This is a genomic window from Luteimonas dalianensis, assembly GCF_049339425.1.
In the GTDB taxonomy this organism is placed as follows: Bacteria; Pseudomonadota; Gammaproteobacteria; order Xanthomonadales; family Xanthomonadaceae; genus Luteimonas; species Luteimonas dalianensis.
In genome coordinates this window covers 37,021-50,961 of the sequence record NZ_JBMPPO010000001.1, presented here as the reverse complement: position 1 = coordinate 50,961, position 13,941 = coordinate 37,021, and the positions used below count along the sequence as shown (strand labels likewise).

Genomic DNA, 13,941 nt, shown 5'->3' with positions numbered 1-13,941 from the left:
GACTTGTGGCCATGAGCGCCCCTCCCTATGACACCCGGCTGCTGCGCGAGCGCACCGGCGAACTCATCGTCAACGTGCGCGAGCTGGCCGCGCAGGGCTGGACGCCGGCCACCAGCAGCAACTTCTCCCAGCGCCTGGACGAACGCCACGCCGCGATCACCGTCTCCGGCCGCGACAAGGGCAGGCTGAGCGAAAACGACATCATGGTCGTGGACTTCGACGGCAAGGCCGTCGGCAGCGACCACCGCCCCTCGGCCGAGACCCTGCTGCATACCCAGCTGTACCGCCGGCTGCCGGACGTGGGCTGTGTGCTGCATACCCATTCGCGCACCCAGACGGTGGCCTCACGCCTGTTCGCGGGCGCCGGCCAGGTGCGCCTGGCCGGATTCGAACTGCTCAAGGCCTTCAGCGGCAACACTACCCACGAGGCCGAAGTGATCGTGCCGGTACTGCCCAACAGCCAGGACATGCCGGTGCTTGCGGCCCGGGTCGACGCGCTGCTCGATGAGGGCCCGATGTGGGGCTACCTGATCGACGGCCACGGCCTGTACGCCTGGGGCCGGGATATGGCCGAGGCGCGCCGGCACCTGGACGCGTTCGATTTCCTGCTGGGCTGCGAGCTGGATCTGCGGCGGCTCACCGCCGGACGCTGAGGCAGCCGGACATTCAGCGGGCCGCATGTGCCGGGCGCGGGCATGCCTGATAATGTTGGGCTATCCACGCAGTCCCATGAGGCCAGGCCATGAGCCGACTTCGCATTTTCAACAACGACGCGCCCGATGCGCCCCTGCTGGTCAGCCATGACGGCGACGAGATCGCCCGCGAGCTGGAGCGCATCGGCGTCACCTTCGAGCGCTGGCAGGCCAGCGCGCCAATCGCCGCCGGTGCCAGCCAGGAGGAAGTGCTGGCGGCCTACCGCGCGGACGTGGACAGGCTCACGGCCGAGCGCGGCTTCACCACGGTCGACGTGATCAGCATTGCGCCGGACAACCCCCAGCGCGCGGAAATGCGGCGCAAGTTCCTCGACGAGCACTACCACAAGGAGGACGAGGTGCGCTTCTTCGTCGCCGGCTCGGGGCTGTTCACCCTGCACGTGGACGGCAAGGTGTACGAGATCGAGTGCGTCAAGGACGACCTGATCGCGGTGCCCGACGGCACCACCCACTGGTTCGACATGGGGCCGGAGCCGGACTTCGTCGCGATCCGGTTCTTCCAGCAGCCCGACGGCTGGGTCGGCCACTTCACCGGCTCGGACATCGCCCAGCGCTTCCCGCGCTACGGCGAGGCCTGAGCACGCGGAGGACGCAATGGCGCGCACGATCCTGACCGACATCGAAGGCACCACCAGCCCGGTCGCCTTCGTCAAGCAGGTGCTGTTTCCCTACGCCCGCCAGGAGATGCCCCGCTTCGTGCGCGTGCGCGGGCACGAGCCGGAGGTGCGCCGCTGGCTGGACGAAGTGGCCACCGAGCTCGGCGGCGTGTGCCAGGACGGAATGATCGCCGAGACCTTGCAGGGCTGGATCGAGCAGGATCTCAAGCACACCGCGCTCAAGGCCCTGCAGGGCATGCTGTGGGCCGACGGCTACCGCAACGGCGACTTCACCGCGCCGGTGTACCCGGATGTCGTCCGCCGCCTGCAGCAGTGGCACGAGCAGGGCCATCCGCTGGCGGTGTATTCGTCCGGCTCGGTGCCGTCGCAGGTGCTGTTCTTCACCCACTCCGACGCCGGCGACCTGAGCCCGCTGTTCTCGGCCTGGTTCGACACCGAAACCGGCGGCAAGCGCGAGTCGGCAAGCTATGCGCGCATCGCCCGGCGCCTGGACGTGGCGCCGGCGCAGGTGCTGTTCCTGTCCGACGTGGTGGCCGAACTGGACGCGGCGCGCGAGGCCGGCATGGGCACGGTGCTGCTGGATCGGCGCGGGGATTACCCGCAGCCGCGCACCGGCGAGGCCGCCGGCGGCCACCCGCGGGTCGAGTCCTTCGATGAAATCGATCCTTAGCTTCGGTCGCGCCTGGGGCGGGAGCCTCGTCCTCGCCGCCGCCGTGCTGTTCAGCAGTGCCGCGTCGGCCGAGGAAGAGACCGTTCCCGAGCGCGACCGGCGCCTGATCAGCCAGGCACTGGAGGCGATGCCGGCGCAGCGCCCCGGCCAGCCCGACCTGTACGTGGTCGGCTTTGCCGGTGACGGCAACGAGGACGTGTTCCGCAACGAGGTGCTGTACCTGGAGCAGCTGGTCAATACGCGCTTCCAGGCGCAGGGGCGGGTGATCGGCCTGGTCAACCACTTCGACAGCCTCGACGAGGAGGCGCCGCGGCCGCTGGCCACCCTCGACAACCTGGATCAGACGCTGGCCGGCATCGGCGAGGCGATGGATCCGGACGAGGATCTGCTGCTGCTGTTCATCACCACCCACGGCAGCGAGGATCACGAGCTGTACGTGGAGCTGCCGCCGCTGCTGGATGAAACCATCACCCCCGGGGCGCTTGCCGGCGCGCTCGAGGCATCGGGGATCCGCAACCGGGTGGTGGTGGTCTCGGCCTGTTTTTCGGGCGGGTTCCTTCCTGCCCTGCGCAGCCCGGACGCGCTGGTAATCACCGCCGCGCGCAAGGATCGCACCTCGTTCGGCTGCGGCGCCGCCTCGCATGTGACCTGGTTCGGCCAGGCCTGGCTGGTCGAAGCCCTCAACCACCACGACGATTTCATCCGCGCCTTCGGCGACGCCAAGCAGGAGGTCACCCGGCGCGAGCAGGCGGACGGCTACGACGCCTCCCACCCGCAGATGCACGTGGGCGAGCGGATCGGGCCGGTGCTGGATGCCTGGCGGTCCTCGATCGAGCCCGGCCCGGCGGTGGCCTATCCCTACCAGGCCCCGGCCGTGCCCGCTTCGGACGCTGCCGACGGGCCGTAGACCGGGCGCACGCGGCGTTTGCGGGGGCTTTGCCCCGTCCTACGGTTCGACTTTCGCCTCGATCAGCCGGTAGCGGGTCGACGCCCGCTGCTCGCCCTGCCAGAGGTCGAACGCGCGCACCTCGATCCGGTGCTCGCCTTCCTCCAGGCCGGTCGGCAGCGCGCCGCGCCACAGGTGGGTGGACGGCACCGCCTCGGGCGAGCGGTCGAAGCCGCGCAGCTCCGTGGCGAGGTCGTCGCGCACGTTTTCCACCACCAGCCGCGGATCCGGCGCCGCCACCTTGCGCATCGGCCGCCACTCGCCCTCCCCGACCCGGAATTCGACCCGGGTGTCTTCCAGCCCCATGTACACGTTGGCGTAGATGCCCCAGGCCGGGTACGCGCCGCGCCTGAGCGACCGCGGCGCATGCAGCGACATCGCATCGGTGAACCCGGGGTCGTCATCGCCGTGGTGGCCGGCGCGGTGCCAGGACAGCCGGTAGGCGCCGTCACCGTCGATCACCAGCCGGGCATGGCCGTTGGGCGTGCCATCCGACATGGTCGCGTCGGGAATGCCGTCGTCGCCCGCCGCGCCTGACCAGAACGCCCCGCTGGCCGCGCCGACGTTGAACTCATGCAGCGGCGCTTCGCCATGCCAGCCGCTGTCGGGCCCATGGAACACATGCTGGAGCTGGTGGCGGTGCCCGCTGAGCACCAGCACCTTGGGGAATCGCTGCAGCAGCCGGAACAGCCGCTCTCGATCAGCCGCGCGGAAGGTCTCGCGCTCCGCGGAGGTGTTGAACAGCGGGATATGCACCATCACCACGACCAGCCGGTCCGCGGACAGCGTCGGCAGCCAGGCTTCGAGGAATTCGAACTGGTCCTCGCGCAGGCCGCCCGTGTAGCCGCTGCCCCCGTCCGGGCGGTACACCACGTTGTCCAGTCCAACGAAGACCGCCTGGTCCTCCTCCCACGCAAACGTATCCGGCCCGTAGGCCTGGTGGAACGACCGCAGCGAATCACGGTCGGAGCCAGCGTCGAAATCCAGGTCGTGGTTGCCGGCCACGTGCAGCCACGGCACGTCCAGCGTGGTGGTCGCCTCTATGAGTGCCGGATACAGCGACGGGTCGTCGTTGGTGATGTCGCCCAGGCTCAGGCCCAGCCGTGCGCCGTGGCTGCCTGCGAGCGGCGCCACGATCGCGTCCCGGTAGTAACCGACCTCACGCATGTCGGCGGTCTGGGAGTCGCTGAACACCAGGACTTCCAGCGGCCCGTCCGCGTTGCCGGCGGCTGCCTCCAGCTCAAAATCGCAGCCGCGCCCGTCCGTGCCCGGGCGCCAGAAGTCGGGCAGCCCGTCCTCCCGCATCGGCACGCCGTGGCCGGCGGGCTTGATCATGAATACGGGGCCGGCGAGCGGCGATTGCAGCGTCCAGCGGCCGTCCAGGCCGGAAGTCGCCAGCTGCCGGCCATCGGAGATCCCGACGCCCTGCAAGGGATGAACGCCGCCGGCGTCCCGGACGCCCACGGAGCCTTGCAGGCATTGCGCGGCACCCGTGGCGGGGACTGCGAGCAGGAACAGCAACAACGGCCATGCGCGGCGCATACGGACGATCCAGGTTCGGGACTGGCCGCTGATTATGCCGGCCCATCATGCAAACACGGTTGCACTGGTCTATCTTTCGCGATTGGGGCGGCGTTCGCCCCGACCTGGGGGGGCGATGGACGGGAATCCAGCCGCGCAAGCACGCGCATGCATTGCCTGGATCGGCATGCTGGTGCTGCTGCTGTGCCCGGGCGCCCTCCACGCCCGGCCGGTGGAACTGCCCCCCGGCGCCGACCGCCTGACCCTCACCCCACACCTTCATTACCGCCAGGACAGCGAATCGGCCGGACGCATGCAGGACGCGTTCGTCCACGTGCGCGAGGGCCGGTTCAAGCCGGTTCCGGGCGGCAACGCCGCTTTTGGTTTCCAGCGCGGCGCGTTCTGGTTCCACGCCACGGTGGTCAACCGCAACCAGGACGAACAGCGCTGGCTGCTGGTGCAGGAATATCCGCTCAGCGACCGGCTCGATGTCTGGGTCCGGCACGCCGATGGGCGCATCCTGCACCAGGCCGGCGGTGACCACCTACCCTTCGACGTGCGCAGCGTGCGCTACCGGCACCCCAACTTCCGTCTCGACCTGCCGCCCGACGAGCCGGTGGACCTGCTGGTGCGGGTGGAAAGCGAAAGCTCGATGCAGGTGCCGCTGGAGTTGTACACCCCGGCGGCGTTCACCGAGCTCTCGCGCGACGCCCAGCTCGCCATCGGCCTGTACTACGGGATCCTGCTGGCACTGTTCTTCTACAACCTGGTGCTGTGGATCTCGCTGCGCGATCCCAGCTACTTCTGGTACCTGTTCCACATCACCGCGTTCGGCCTGGTGCTGTTCACCCTCAACGGGCTGGGTTTCGAGTACCTGTGGCCGAACTGGCCATGGCTTGCGGACAGGTCGGTGCCGCTGTCGATCTGCCTGGCGCTGATCGGCATGAACCAGTTCACCCGTACCTTCCTGGAGCTGCCGCAACGCTGGCCGGCCGGCAACGTCGCCAGCCTGACGGTGATCGGCTTTTTCGTATTCTTCGGCATCGCCTCGCTTTGGCTCCCCTACCGGATCGCAACGCCGATCGCATCGCTGGCGGTGCTGGTGGGGATCGCCTGGATCGTGGCTGCAACCGTTCGCGTGGTGCGCCTGGGTTACCGTCCGGCGCAGCTGCTGCTGCTGGCCTGGGGGATGTTCCTGCTCGGCACCGCCGTGTTCACCCTGCTCGCCTTCGGCGTGCTGCCCAAGAACTTCTTCACCGAGTACGGCGTGCAGATCGGCTCGGCGCTGGAGATGCTGCTGCTGTCGATTGCACTGGGCTACCGCTACGCATCGCTGCGCAACGAGAACGAGCGCATTGCCGGCGAAGCCAACGTCATGCTCGAGCGCAAAGTGGCCCAGCGCACGCAGGAAGTGCGCAACGCCCTGATGCAGCTGGAGGAGGCGCACGGGCGCCTGCGTGAATCCAGCCGCCGCGACGGCCTGACCGGGCTGTACAACCGCACCTGGTTCCATGAAGCGTTCGACCGCATGGTCGCTGACAGCCGGCAAAGCCGCCGCCCGGTGTCGTTGCTCATCGTGGACCTGGACCATTTCAAGGCCATCAACGACCGCCATGGCCACCTGGTCGGCGATGAAGCGCTGCGCTGGGCGGCGCGCCGGATCGACAGCGCGATGGACGAGCACGCGCTGCTGGCGCGATTCGGCGGCGAGGAGTTCGTGATCGCCCTGCCGGGCCATGACCTGTCCGCCGCCGTCGCCGTGGCCGAAGCGGTTCGCCAGGCCTTGGTCAGCGAACCGTGCCTGGCCCACGACCACGAGATCCGCATCAGCGCCAGCATCGGCGTGCATACCATCAATGCCGATGACATCGACGCCGTCGACGACGCCCTGGAGGTCGCCGACCGCGCCATGTATGCCGCCAAGGCCAACGGTCGCAACTGCGTGCGCACCTCGATCAGCGCCGCCTGAGCGGATCGTCAGCTTCGCCGTCCGGCCAGGGTGTCTTCAAGCTCGGCCAGGCCCAGGCCGCGCGCGCGCAGCAACACCAGCATGTGGTAGGCCAGGTCCGCTGCCTCCCCCAGCAACTGGGAGTCGTCTCCCGCGACGGCCGCCAGGGCGGTCTCCACGCCCTCCTCGCCCACCTTCTGGGCGACGCGCTGCACGCCCTGCTCGAACAGCCGCGTGGTGTAGCTTCCAGCCGGACGGCTGGCGTGGCGGCCGGCGACCAGGATGTCCAGCGCGGCAAGTCCGCTGGCGGGCGCCCCGGGGAAACAGCTGTCCGTGCCCAGATGGCAGGTCGGCCCGCGCGGCCGCGCCAGGACCAGCAGTGCGTCCGCATCGCAATCGGCGCGGATGCCTGCCAGCTCCAGCGCGTTGCCCGATGTCTCGCCCTTGGTCCACAGGCGCTGCCTGGAGCGGCTGAAGAAGGTCACCAGGCCAGTCTCCAGCGTGGTCGCCAGTGCGGCGCGGTCCATGTAGCCAAGCATCAGCACCCGGAGGGTGGCGGCGTCCTGGACCACCGCCGGCAGCAGGCCGCCCGCCTTCTCCCAGTCCAGTTTGGCGGTCCCGATGGCCCGCACGTCGTCGTCATTCATCCCGCACCTCGATGCCCCGCCCGTGCAAAACCTGCTTGAGCCCGCCGATGGACAGCGCCCCGCTGTGGAAGACGCTCGCGGCCAGCGCCCCGTCCACGTCGGCCTGTTCGAACACGTCGACGAAGTGCGTGGCCTCGCCTGCGCCGCCGGACGCCACCAGCGGCACCCGGCACACGTCCCGCACCGCCTTCAGCTGCGCGATGTCGTAGCCGTTGCGCACGCCGTCGCTGTCCATGCAGTTGAGGACGATCTCGCCCGCGCCCAGTTCCTGAGCGCGCACGACCCAGTCGAGGGTGCGCAGCGCCAGTTCGCGGGTAGCCGACGGATCCCCGGTATGGCTGCGCACCCGCCACTGGCCGTCGGCCTCGCGGATCGAATCGATGCCGACCACCACGCACTGCACGCCAAAGGCATCCGCCAGCTCCGACACCAGATGGGGGCGCTCCAGCGCCGGGGTGTTGATCGACACCTTGTCCGCCCCGGCGTGCAGCACCGCGCGCGCGGTGGCAACGTCGAGGATGCCGCCGGCGACGCAGAACGGGATATCGATCAGCGCCGACACCCGCTCCACCCAGCGATGGTCCACCGCCCGCCCTTCGGGGCTGGCGCCAATGTCGTAGAACACGAGCTCGTCGGCGCCCTGGTCCCGGTAGCGCAGCGCCAGCTCGGCAATGGCACCCATGTCCACGTGGTCCCGGAAGCGCACGCCCTTGACCACGCGGCCGCCGCGCACGTCCAGGCAGGGGATGATCCGCCGGGTCAGCATGCGCCGGCTCCCAGGGCCTCTGCCAGGTCCAGGCGCCCTTCCAGCAGTGCGCGCCCGAGCACGATGCCGGCGCAGCCTGCGGCGCGGGCCCTGGAAACATCGGCCCGGTCGGCGACGCCACCGGACGCCTGCACCTCCAGCCGGGGGGCGAGCACGCGCAGGTGTCCATAGAGTGCGAGGTTGGGGCCGGCCAGCATGCCGTCGCGATCTATGTCCGTGCTCAGCAGGTGGCACAGGCCGGCGTCGGCATAGCGGCGCACCATGTCATCCAGGCGCTGGCTGCCGGTTTCCGTCCAGCCGTGCACGGGCAGCCGCCAGACGCCTTCGCCGTCCAGCCGCGCATCCAGCGCCACGGTGATGCGATCGGCTCCGAAATGGCTGATCCAGGTGATGACGGCGTCGGGTTCGCGCACCGCCAGCGAGCCGACCACCACCCTGTCCGCCCCGGCTTCCAGGAGGCGCGCGACGTCGTCGCGCCCGCGCACGCCGCCGCCGGTCTGCACCTGCAGGCGGCCATCGCGGCGCAACTCCCGCAGCAGCGGCGCCAGCGTGTAGCCACCCTCGCGTGCGGCATCCAGGTCCACCAGGTGCAGCCAGCGGGCGCCCTGGTCGGCGTAGCGTCGCGCCAGCTCCAGGGGATCGCCGTCATAACGGGTTTCGCGCCCATAGTCGCCCTGCGCGAGCCTCACCACCCGGCCGCCGCGCACGTCGATGGCGGGATAGACCGTGAATGCGCCGCTCACGGCCCGGCCTCGATGAAGTTGCGCAGCAGGCGTGCACCGACCGCGCCGGAGCGCTCGGGGTGGAACTGGGCGCCGGCCACCCGGCCGCGCCGGACCACCGCCGCGAAGTTCGCGCCGTGCCGGCACGCCAGGTCGCAGTCGGCGGTGACCGGAGCCGCATAGCCGTGTACGAAGTACGCGAACGCGCCATCGGTGATGCCGCGGCCGAGCGCCGAGTCGCGCACGCGGTGGAGCCGGTTCCAGCCCATGTGGGGGACCCGCACGCCAGGCGCAGGCGCAAGCGGGCGCACCCGGCCCGGGAGCAGGCCAAGGCACGGCGTATCCCCTTCGGCGGAATGCTCGAACAGCACCTGCATGCCAACGCACACGCCCAGCAGCGGGGCCTGCAGCGTCCGCAACACGTCGGCCAGGCCGAGCTCGCCCAGCCGCCGCATCACGTTGGCCGCGGTGCTCACCCCCGGCAGGATCACCCGGTCCGCGGCGCGGATCACCCCGGCGTCGGCGCTCAGCACCGGCTCCACATCGAGCCGCAGCAATGCCTGGCGCAGCGAGCCAAGGTTGGCCCCGCCCGCGTCCACCAGCACCACCTTCATCACAGCGCTCCCTTGGTGCTGGGCAGCTCGACGCCTTCGCGACGGATCGCCTGGCGCAGCGCGCGCGCCAGCGCCTTGAACGACGCTTCCACCTTGTGGTGGTCGTTGTCGCCCCGCACCTGCAGGTGCAGGTTGAGTCCGGCGGCGTCGCACAGCGAGCGGAAGAAGTGCGGCACCATTTCGGTCGGCAGGTCTCCGACCCGCTCGCGCCTGAAGTCGCCCTCGAACACCAGCCAGGGCCGGCCGCTGAAATCCAGCGCGGCGCTGGCCAGTGCATCGTCCATCGGCAGGGTAAAGCCGTAGCGGTGGATGCCGCGCTTGTCGCCCAGCGCCTCGCGCAGTGCCTGGCCGAGCGCCAGCGCGGTGTCCTCGATGGTGTGGTGCTCGTCCACCTCGAGGTCGCCCCGGGTCTCCACCTCAAGCGCGAAACCGCCGTGCTTGCCGATCTGTTCGAGCATGTGGTCGAAGAACGGCAGCCCGGTGCGGATGCGCGGCTCGGCGGTACGGTCCAGGTCGACTTCCACCCTGACCCGGGTTTCGCGGGTATCGCGGCGCACGCTGGCCCGGCGCGGCGCGTCCGCCAGTTCATGCGCCACGCCGCTCCAGTCCCACTCCCCGCCGAATTGCGCGGTCTTCAGCTGAAACCCGCGGATCCCCATGTTGGCGGCGAACCCGATGTCGGTCGGCCGGTCGCCCACCATGGCCGAGCGCTCCAGGTCGATGCCGCGGTCACGAAGATAGTGCAATGCCAGGCCGATGCCGGGCTTGCGCGTGGGCAGGCTGGCCTCCGGCAGGCTGGTGTCGATGAGCACTTCGCGGAACCGGATGCCCTGGCTTTCGAACACCTGCATCATCAGCGCGTGCGGGCCATCGAAGGCCGACTGCGGGTAGAGACGGGTGCCGAGCCCGTCCTGGTTGCTGACGATGACGAATTCGTAGCCGGCATCGCGCAGCTTCAGCATCGCCGGGATCACGCCCTCGACGAACCGCAGCTTGTCGTACGAGTCGACCTGGAAATCCTCCGGCTCCTGGATCAGGGTGCCGTCGCGATCGACGAACAGGATGGGCGTGCTCATGCGTCCTCCCCGACCCGGGCCTGCAGCGTCTGCAGCACGCGGTCGTTCTGCTCCGGCGTGCCGATGGTGATCCGCAGCGCGTCGGCCAGGCCCGGCGTCGAACGCTGGTCGCGCACCACGATGCCGGCGCAACGCAGGCGCTCGAACGCGGCGGCGGCATCCTCCAGGCGCACCAGCAGGAAGTTGCCTTCCGATGGATACACGCGCTTCACGCCCCGCACTCCGGACAGCTGCGCCGCCATCCGCTCGCGCTCGCGTAGCACCTGCCCGATGTTGCCGGCGGTGCGCGCCAGTGCTTCTGGTTGCAGCGCCGCCAGGGCCATCTGCACGCACGGCGCGGGGACCGGGTACGGCGCCTGGCAGCGCCGCAGCACCGCTGCAAGCGCGGCACTGGCGATCACCGCCCCGATGCGCGCGCCCGCCAGCGCGTGCGCCTTGGACAGCGTGCGCAGGACCGCGATGTTCTCGTGTGCGTGCAGCAGCGTGGCGGCCGACGGCACGCGGGAGAATTCACCATAGGCCTCGTCCACCACCACCAGCGCCCGGCCCCGCAGCCGGCTGGCCAGCGTGGCGATGTCCTCGAGCGCCAGCGCGTTGCCGCTCGGGTTGCCGGGCGAACACAGGAACACCAGCCGGGCGCCACCTTCCAGCGCGGCCTGCGCCAGGCGGTCGAAGTCGACGGAGAAGCCGGCATCATCCTCCACCAGCGGCACCTCGCGCAGCGGCGCGCCCTGCAGCCGCGCCGCCACCGCGTACATGCCGAACACCGGCGGCGTGATCGCGACCGCGTCGCGGCCGGGCACGCACAGCGCCCGCACCAGCAGGTCGATCGCTTCGTCACTGCCGCGCCCGACCAGCAGTTGCTCCGGGGCGCAGCCATACAGCCCGGCCAGCGCCTCCACCAGCGCCCGGGGCTGAGGCTCCGGATAGCGGGTGCACAGCCCTTCGGGGTCGGCCGCTGAACGCCACGGCGACTCGTTGGCGTTGAGCCAGGTGTCAGCCTGCAGCGCCTGACTGCGCGCGGAGGCGTAGCCGGCGAAGCCGCGCAGGTCTTCACGCACCAGATCCAGGATCGCGTTCATGCGGTCTGCTCCAGGCGCAGCCGCACCGCGTTGGCATGCGCCTGCAGCCCCTCGGCTTCGGCGAGCGTGACCGCGCACGGCCCGATGCCGCCAATGCCCTGGGGCGTGGCCTCCTGCACGCTGATGAAGGTGCGGAAGCTGTCCACTCCCAAACCGCTCCAGGCGCGCGCCGCACCGTTGGTGGGCAGCACGTGGTTGGTGCCGCTGCAATAGTCACCCAGCGCCTCGGGGGTGTGGTCACCCAGGAACACCGAGCCGGCCGCCGCCACGCGCGGCAGCCAGGCGCGCGGATCGCGAACGGCCAGGATCAGGTGTTCGGGCGCGTAGGCGTTGCTGATCGTGAACGCATCCTGCAGCCCCTGGACCTTGACCAAGCGGGAGTTCGCCAGCGCTTGCGCTGCCACCTGTGCGCGCGGCAGCCGCGCGAGCTGGCGTGCAAGCTCATCCTCCACCGCATCCAGCAGCCCCTCGCTGTCGGACAGAAGCAGCACCTGCGAATCAGGCCCGTGCTCGGCCTGCGACAACAGGTCGGCGGCCACGAAAGCCGGGTTGGCACCGGCATCGGCGATCACCAGTACTTCGGATGGCCCGGCGGGCATGTCGATGGCAGCCACGCCGGTCCGTGCCAGCTGCTGCTTGGCCTCGGTGACCCATGCGTTGCCGGGACCGAACAGCTTGTCGCAGGCCGGCACTTCCGCCGTGCCCAGGGCCATGGCGGCGATCGCCTGGGCGCCGCCCAGTTTGAATATCCGGTCGACCCCGGCGAGCCGGGCGGCGACCAGCACGGCCGGATCGGCACTGCCGTCCGCACGTGGGGGCGTGCACATCACCACCTGCCCGCAGTCGGCCAGCCGCGCTGGCACGCCGAGCATCAGGGCGGTGGACGGCAGCGGTGCGCTACCGGCCGGCACGTAAAGGCCCACCCGCGCGATCGGCCGCACCATCCGTTCGCACCGCACCCCGGGGGCGGTTTCCACCGCATACGGCTGCGCCATGCCGGCCACGTGGAAGGCCTCGATGCGGGCCGCCGCTTCTGCCATCGCCGCGTGCAACGCCGGCGACACGGCGGCTTCGGCCTGGGCAAACTCATCCTCGCCAACCTCAAGGCGCGTCAGCGCAACGCCGTCCAGGCGCCGGGTGATGTCCCGCAGGGCGTCGTCGCCGCCGCGCCGCACTTCTTCCACCAGCCCGGCCACGGTGGCGCCCACGGCATCGGCCACGGCCTGCACCGGCCTGGCCAGCGCCCGCCCGCGCGCGGCCGGGTCCAGCCGGGCCCAGTCCAGGCGCTGTACCCGCGTCCCGCGCTCCTGCACCGGCGCGGTCATGCCAGGCTCCGTTCGACGGGAAGCACCATCAGGCCTCGCGCGCCGGCCTGGCGCAGGTCTTCCAGCCGCTGCCAGGTCATCGCTCCCCGGCAAAGCGTCTGCAGTGCCAGCGCATCGCGGCCATCCAGCTGCATCATCGTGGGCGGATCGGCGTCGGGCAGCAGCTTGAGTACTGCATCCAGCTGGCCCCTGTCCGCCTGGAACATCAGCAGGCGGCTGTCCTTGAGCCGCAGCACGCCCTGCATGCGCTGCAGCAGCTGATGCTGCAGGCGGCCGCGCACGCCGGCCGGCGGCTCGACCGGGCCGGCCAGGACCGATTCGCTCTCCAGCACCGACAGCACCGGCTTGAGCTGGTTGGCGGCCAGGGTGGCACCGCTGGACACGAGGTCGCACACCAGGTCCGCCTGCCCCAGCCGGGGGGCGATCTCCACGGATCCGGACAGCACCACCACCTCGGCTTCGATGCCCTGCCCTTGCAGCCACTCCCGCAGCAGCCAGGGATAGCTGGTGGCGATGCGCTTGCCCTGCAGCTGCCGCGGGCCCTGCCAGTCCCATGATTCGGGCACCGCGATCTCCAGCCTGCAGCCACCGAAGTCCAGCGCCAGCAGCTCGCGCGCGGCCTGCGGCTGGTCGCCGGCCTTGCGCCCGGCTGCCTGCTCGGCCAGCACGTTGCGGCCGACGATGCCCAGGTCGCAGACGCCCTCGGCCAGCAGGCCGGGAATGTCGTCGTCGCGAACCAACAGCAGGTCGATCGGCAGCGATTCGCCGTAGCAAAACAGGCGATCGCGGCTTTCGCGCCAGTCGAGCCCGCAGGATGCGAGCAGGGCGCGGGACGGCTCGCCGAGGCGGCCGCTTTTCTGGATGGCAATGCGCAAACGGTCGCGCACCGCCGCGGGGGCGGGTGGGCTCATGGCGAAAGGGTCAATGGGAGGGGACGAGGTGGGGCTGCAGGCGCACGGCCGCCGCATAGCCTCCAGCGCCGTACTCGATGGTCCGCGCGACGCGCCCGACGGTGGTCACGCTCACCCCGGTGCGCTCGTGGATCTCGCGATAGGGAATGTCCTGCAGCAGCAGCGGCACCACCCGCCAGCGGTCTGCCATCGCCTCCAGCTCGGCCGGCGTGCACAGGTCGCGCAGGAACGCTTCCATTTCGGCGGGGCTGTCGATGCTGGCAAACGCCTTGGCGAGCGCCTTCAACGAGGCGTTCGCATCCTGGGTCGGCCGGGGGTTGGGGCGCTGCTTCATTGCGACAATGTAATAACGCGCTATTACATTGTCAAGCGCCAATGCACGC

General features: G+C 70.4%; 15 protein-coding genes. 5 read left to right on the top strand and 10 right to left on the bottom strand.

The genetic code is table 11. From position 1 onward, the window contains the following. Window positions 1-11 precede the first annotated feature (11 nt). The 4 genes from ACOZ90_RS00255 (at window position 12) to ACOZ90_RS00240 (ending at window position 2,907) form a co-directional block, all read left to right on the top strand. The gene (locus tag ACOZ90_RS00255) at window positions 12-653 is read left to right on the top strand and encodes a methylthioribulose 1-phosphate dehydratase (RefSeq protein WP_422891630.1); all 642 of its coding nucleotides are present in this window, start codon (window positions 12-14) and stop codon (window positions 651-653) included. An 89-nt stretch (window positions 654-742) separates the two neighbouring features. Then, window positions 743-1,291, top strand: coding sequence for a 1,2-dihydroxy-3-keto-5-methylthiopentene dioxygenase (locus tag ACOZ90_RS00250; RefSeq protein WP_422891629.1), 549 nt, complete (start codon window positions 743-745; stop codon window positions 1,289-1,291). Between the two features lie 16 nt (window positions 1,292-1,307). Continuing rightward, a complete protein-coding gene (gene mtnC / locus ACOZ90_RS00245; RefSeq protein ID WP_422891628.1) occupies window positions 1,308-2,000 on the top strand; it encodes an acireductone synthase in 693 nt (230 codons plus the stop codon). After that, on the top strand, window positions 1,984-2,907 hold the full coding sequence (locus tag ACOZ90_RS00240) for a C13 family peptidase (protein WP_422891627.1): 924 nt from the start codon (window positions 1,984-1,986) through the stop codon (window positions 2,905-2,907). The genes mtnC and ACOZ90_RS00240 overlap by 17 nt, the downstream gene beginning before the upstream one ends. A gap of 39 nt (window positions 2,908-2,946) precedes the next feature. Here the strand turns inward: ACOZ90_RS00240 and ACOZ90_RS00235 are convergent, their stop codons facing one another. Continuing rightward, on the bottom strand, window positions 2,947-4,488 hold the full coding sequence (locus ACOZ90_RS00235; protein WP_422891626.1) for a calcineurin-like phosphoesterase C-terminal domain-containing protein: 1,542 nt from the start codon (window positions 4,486-4,488) through the stop codon (window positions 2,947-2,949). 166 nt (window positions 4,489-4,654) lie between these two features. On the opposite strand from ACOZ90_RS00235, the gene ACOZ90_RS00230 reads away from it, so the two are divergent. Continuing rightward, complete coding sequence (locus ACOZ90_RS00230) at window positions 4,655-6,436, top strand: diguanylate cyclase (RefSeq protein WP_422891625.1); 1,782 nt, start codon at window positions 4,655-4,657, stop codon at window positions 6,434-6,436. Window positions 6,437-6,444: 8 nt separating this feature from the next. Here the strand turns inward: ACOZ90_RS00230 and hisIE are convergent, their stop codons facing one another. Genes hisIE through ACOZ90_RS00185 form a run of 9 tightly spaced genes read right to left on the bottom strand, consistent with a single transcriptional unit; the run spans window position 6,445 to window position 13,892 of the window. Further along, a complete protein-coding gene (hisIE, locus tag ACOZ90_RS00225; protein ID WP_422891624.1) occupies window positions 6,445-7,062 on the bottom strand; it encodes a bifunctional phosphoribosyl-AMP cyclohydrolase/phosphoribosyl-ATP diphosphatase HisIE in 618 nt (205 codons plus the stop codon). Then, window positions 7,055-7,828 carry an imidazole glycerol phosphate synthase subunit HisF gene (hisF, locus tag ACOZ90_RS00220; RefSeq protein WP_422891623.1) on the bottom strand — a complete coding sequence of 258 codons (774 nt, stop codon included), beginning with the start codon at window positions 7,826-7,828 and terminating at the stop codon, window positions 7,055-7,057. The genes hisIE and hisF overlap by 8 nt, the downstream gene beginning before the upstream one ends. After that, entirely contained in the window at window positions 7,822-8,571 is a 750-nt protein-coding gene (hisA, locus tag ACOZ90_RS00215) for a 1-(5-phosphoribosyl)-5-[(5-phosphoribosylamino)methylideneamino]imidazole-4-carboxamide isomerase (protein ID WP_422891622.1), read from the bottom strand. The genes hisF and hisA overlap by 7 nt, the downstream gene beginning before the upstream one ends. Continuing rightward, window positions 8,568-9,167, bottom strand: a complete 600-nt coding sequence (gene hisH, locus ACOZ90_RS00210) for an imidazole glycerol phosphate synthase subunit HisH (protein WP_422891621.1) — start codon at window positions 9,165-9,167, stop codon at window positions 8,568-8,570. Before hisH ends, hisA begins: the two co-directional genes overlap by 4 nt. Then, window positions 9,164-10,240: a bifunctional histidinol-phosphatase/imidazoleglycerol-phosphate dehydratase HisB gene (gene hisB / locus ACOZ90_RS00205; protein ID WP_422891620.1), complete on the bottom strand. Its 1,077-nt coding sequence runs from the start codon at window positions 10,238-10,240 to the stop codon at window positions 9,164-9,166. The genes hisH and hisB overlap by 4 nt, the downstream gene beginning before the upstream one ends. Continuing rightward, window positions 10,237-11,322: a histidinol-phosphate transaminase gene (gene hisC / locus ACOZ90_RS00200; RefSeq protein ID WP_422891619.1), complete on the bottom strand. Its 1,086-nt coding sequence runs from the start codon at window positions 11,320-11,322 to the stop codon at window positions 10,237-10,239. The genes hisB and hisC overlap by 4 nt, the downstream gene beginning before the upstream one ends. Beyond that, window positions 11,319-12,647 (bottom strand): histidinol dehydrogenase, encoded by a 1,329-nt coding sequence (hisD, locus tag ACOZ90_RS00195; protein ID WP_422891618.1) that lies wholly within the window; start codon window positions 12,645-12,647, stop codon window positions 11,319-11,321. Before hisD ends, hisC begins: the two co-directional genes overlap by 4 nt. Next, window positions 12,644-13,558: an ATP phosphoribosyltransferase gene (gene hisG / locus ACOZ90_RS00190; RefSeq protein WP_422891617.1), complete on the bottom strand. Its 915-nt coding sequence runs from the start codon at window positions 13,556-13,558 to the stop codon at window positions 12,644-12,646. Before hisG ends, hisD begins: the two co-directional genes overlap by 4 nt. A 10-nt stretch (window positions 13,559-13,568) precedes the next feature. Then, on the bottom strand, window positions 13,569-13,892 hold the full coding sequence (locus ACOZ90_RS00185) for a YerC/YecD family TrpR-related protein (RefSeq protein ID WP_422891616.1): 324 nt from the start codon (window positions 13,890-13,892) through the stop codon (window positions 13,569-13,571). Window positions 13,893-13,941: the final 49 nt, after the last annotated feature.

Coding starts and splice junctions, on each gene's coding strand:
- hisG (WP_422891617.1), bottom strand. CDS start 13,558: ATGAGCCCACCCGCCCCCGCGGCGGTGCGCGACCGTTTGCGCATTGCC.
- mtnC (WP_422891628.1), top strand. CDS start 1,308: ATGGCGCGCACGATCCTGACCGACATCGAAGGCACCACCAGCCCGGTC.
- ACOZ90_RS00240 (WP_422891627.1), top strand. CDS start 1,984: ATGAAATCGATCCTTAGCTTCGGTCGCGCCTGGGGCGGGAGCCTCGTC.
- hisC (WP_422891619.1), bottom strand. CDS start 11,322: ATGAACGCGATCCTGGATCTGGTGCGTGAAGACCTGCGCGGCTTCGCC.
- ACOZ90_RS00235 (WP_422891626.1), bottom strand. CDS start 4,488: ATGCGCCGCGCATGGCCGTTGTTGCTGTTCCTGCTCGCAGTCCCCGCC.
- ACOZ90_RS00230 (WP_422891625.1), top strand. CDS start 4,655: ATGCTGGTGCTGCTGCTGTGCCCGGGCGCCCTCCACGCCCGGCCGGTG.
- ACOZ90_RS00255 (WP_422891630.1), top strand. CDS start 12: ATGAGCGCCCCTCCCTATGACACCCGGCTGCTGCGCGAGCGCACCGGC.
- hisF (WP_422891623.1), bottom strand. CDS start 7,828: ATGCTGACCCGGCGGATCATCCCCTGCCTGGACGTGCGCGGCGGCCGC.
- hisB (WP_422891620.1), bottom strand. CDS start 10,240: ATGAGCACGCCCATCCTGTTCGTCGATCGCGACGGCACCCTGATCCAG.
- hisIE (WP_422891624.1), bottom strand. CDS start 7,062: ATGAATGACGACGACGTGCGGGCCATCGGGACCGCCAAACTGGACTGG.
- ACOZ90_RS00185 (WP_422891616.1), bottom strand. CDS start 13,892: ATGAAGCAGCGCCCCAACCCCCGGCCGACCCAGGATGCGAACGCCTCG.
- hisD (WP_422891618.1), bottom strand. CDS start 12,647: ATGACCGCGCCGGTGCAGGAGCGCGGGACGCGGGTACAGCGCCTGGAC.
- ACOZ90_RS00250 (WP_422891629.1), top strand. CDS start 743: ATGAGCCGACTTCGCATTTTCAACAACGACGCGCCCGATGCGCCCCTG.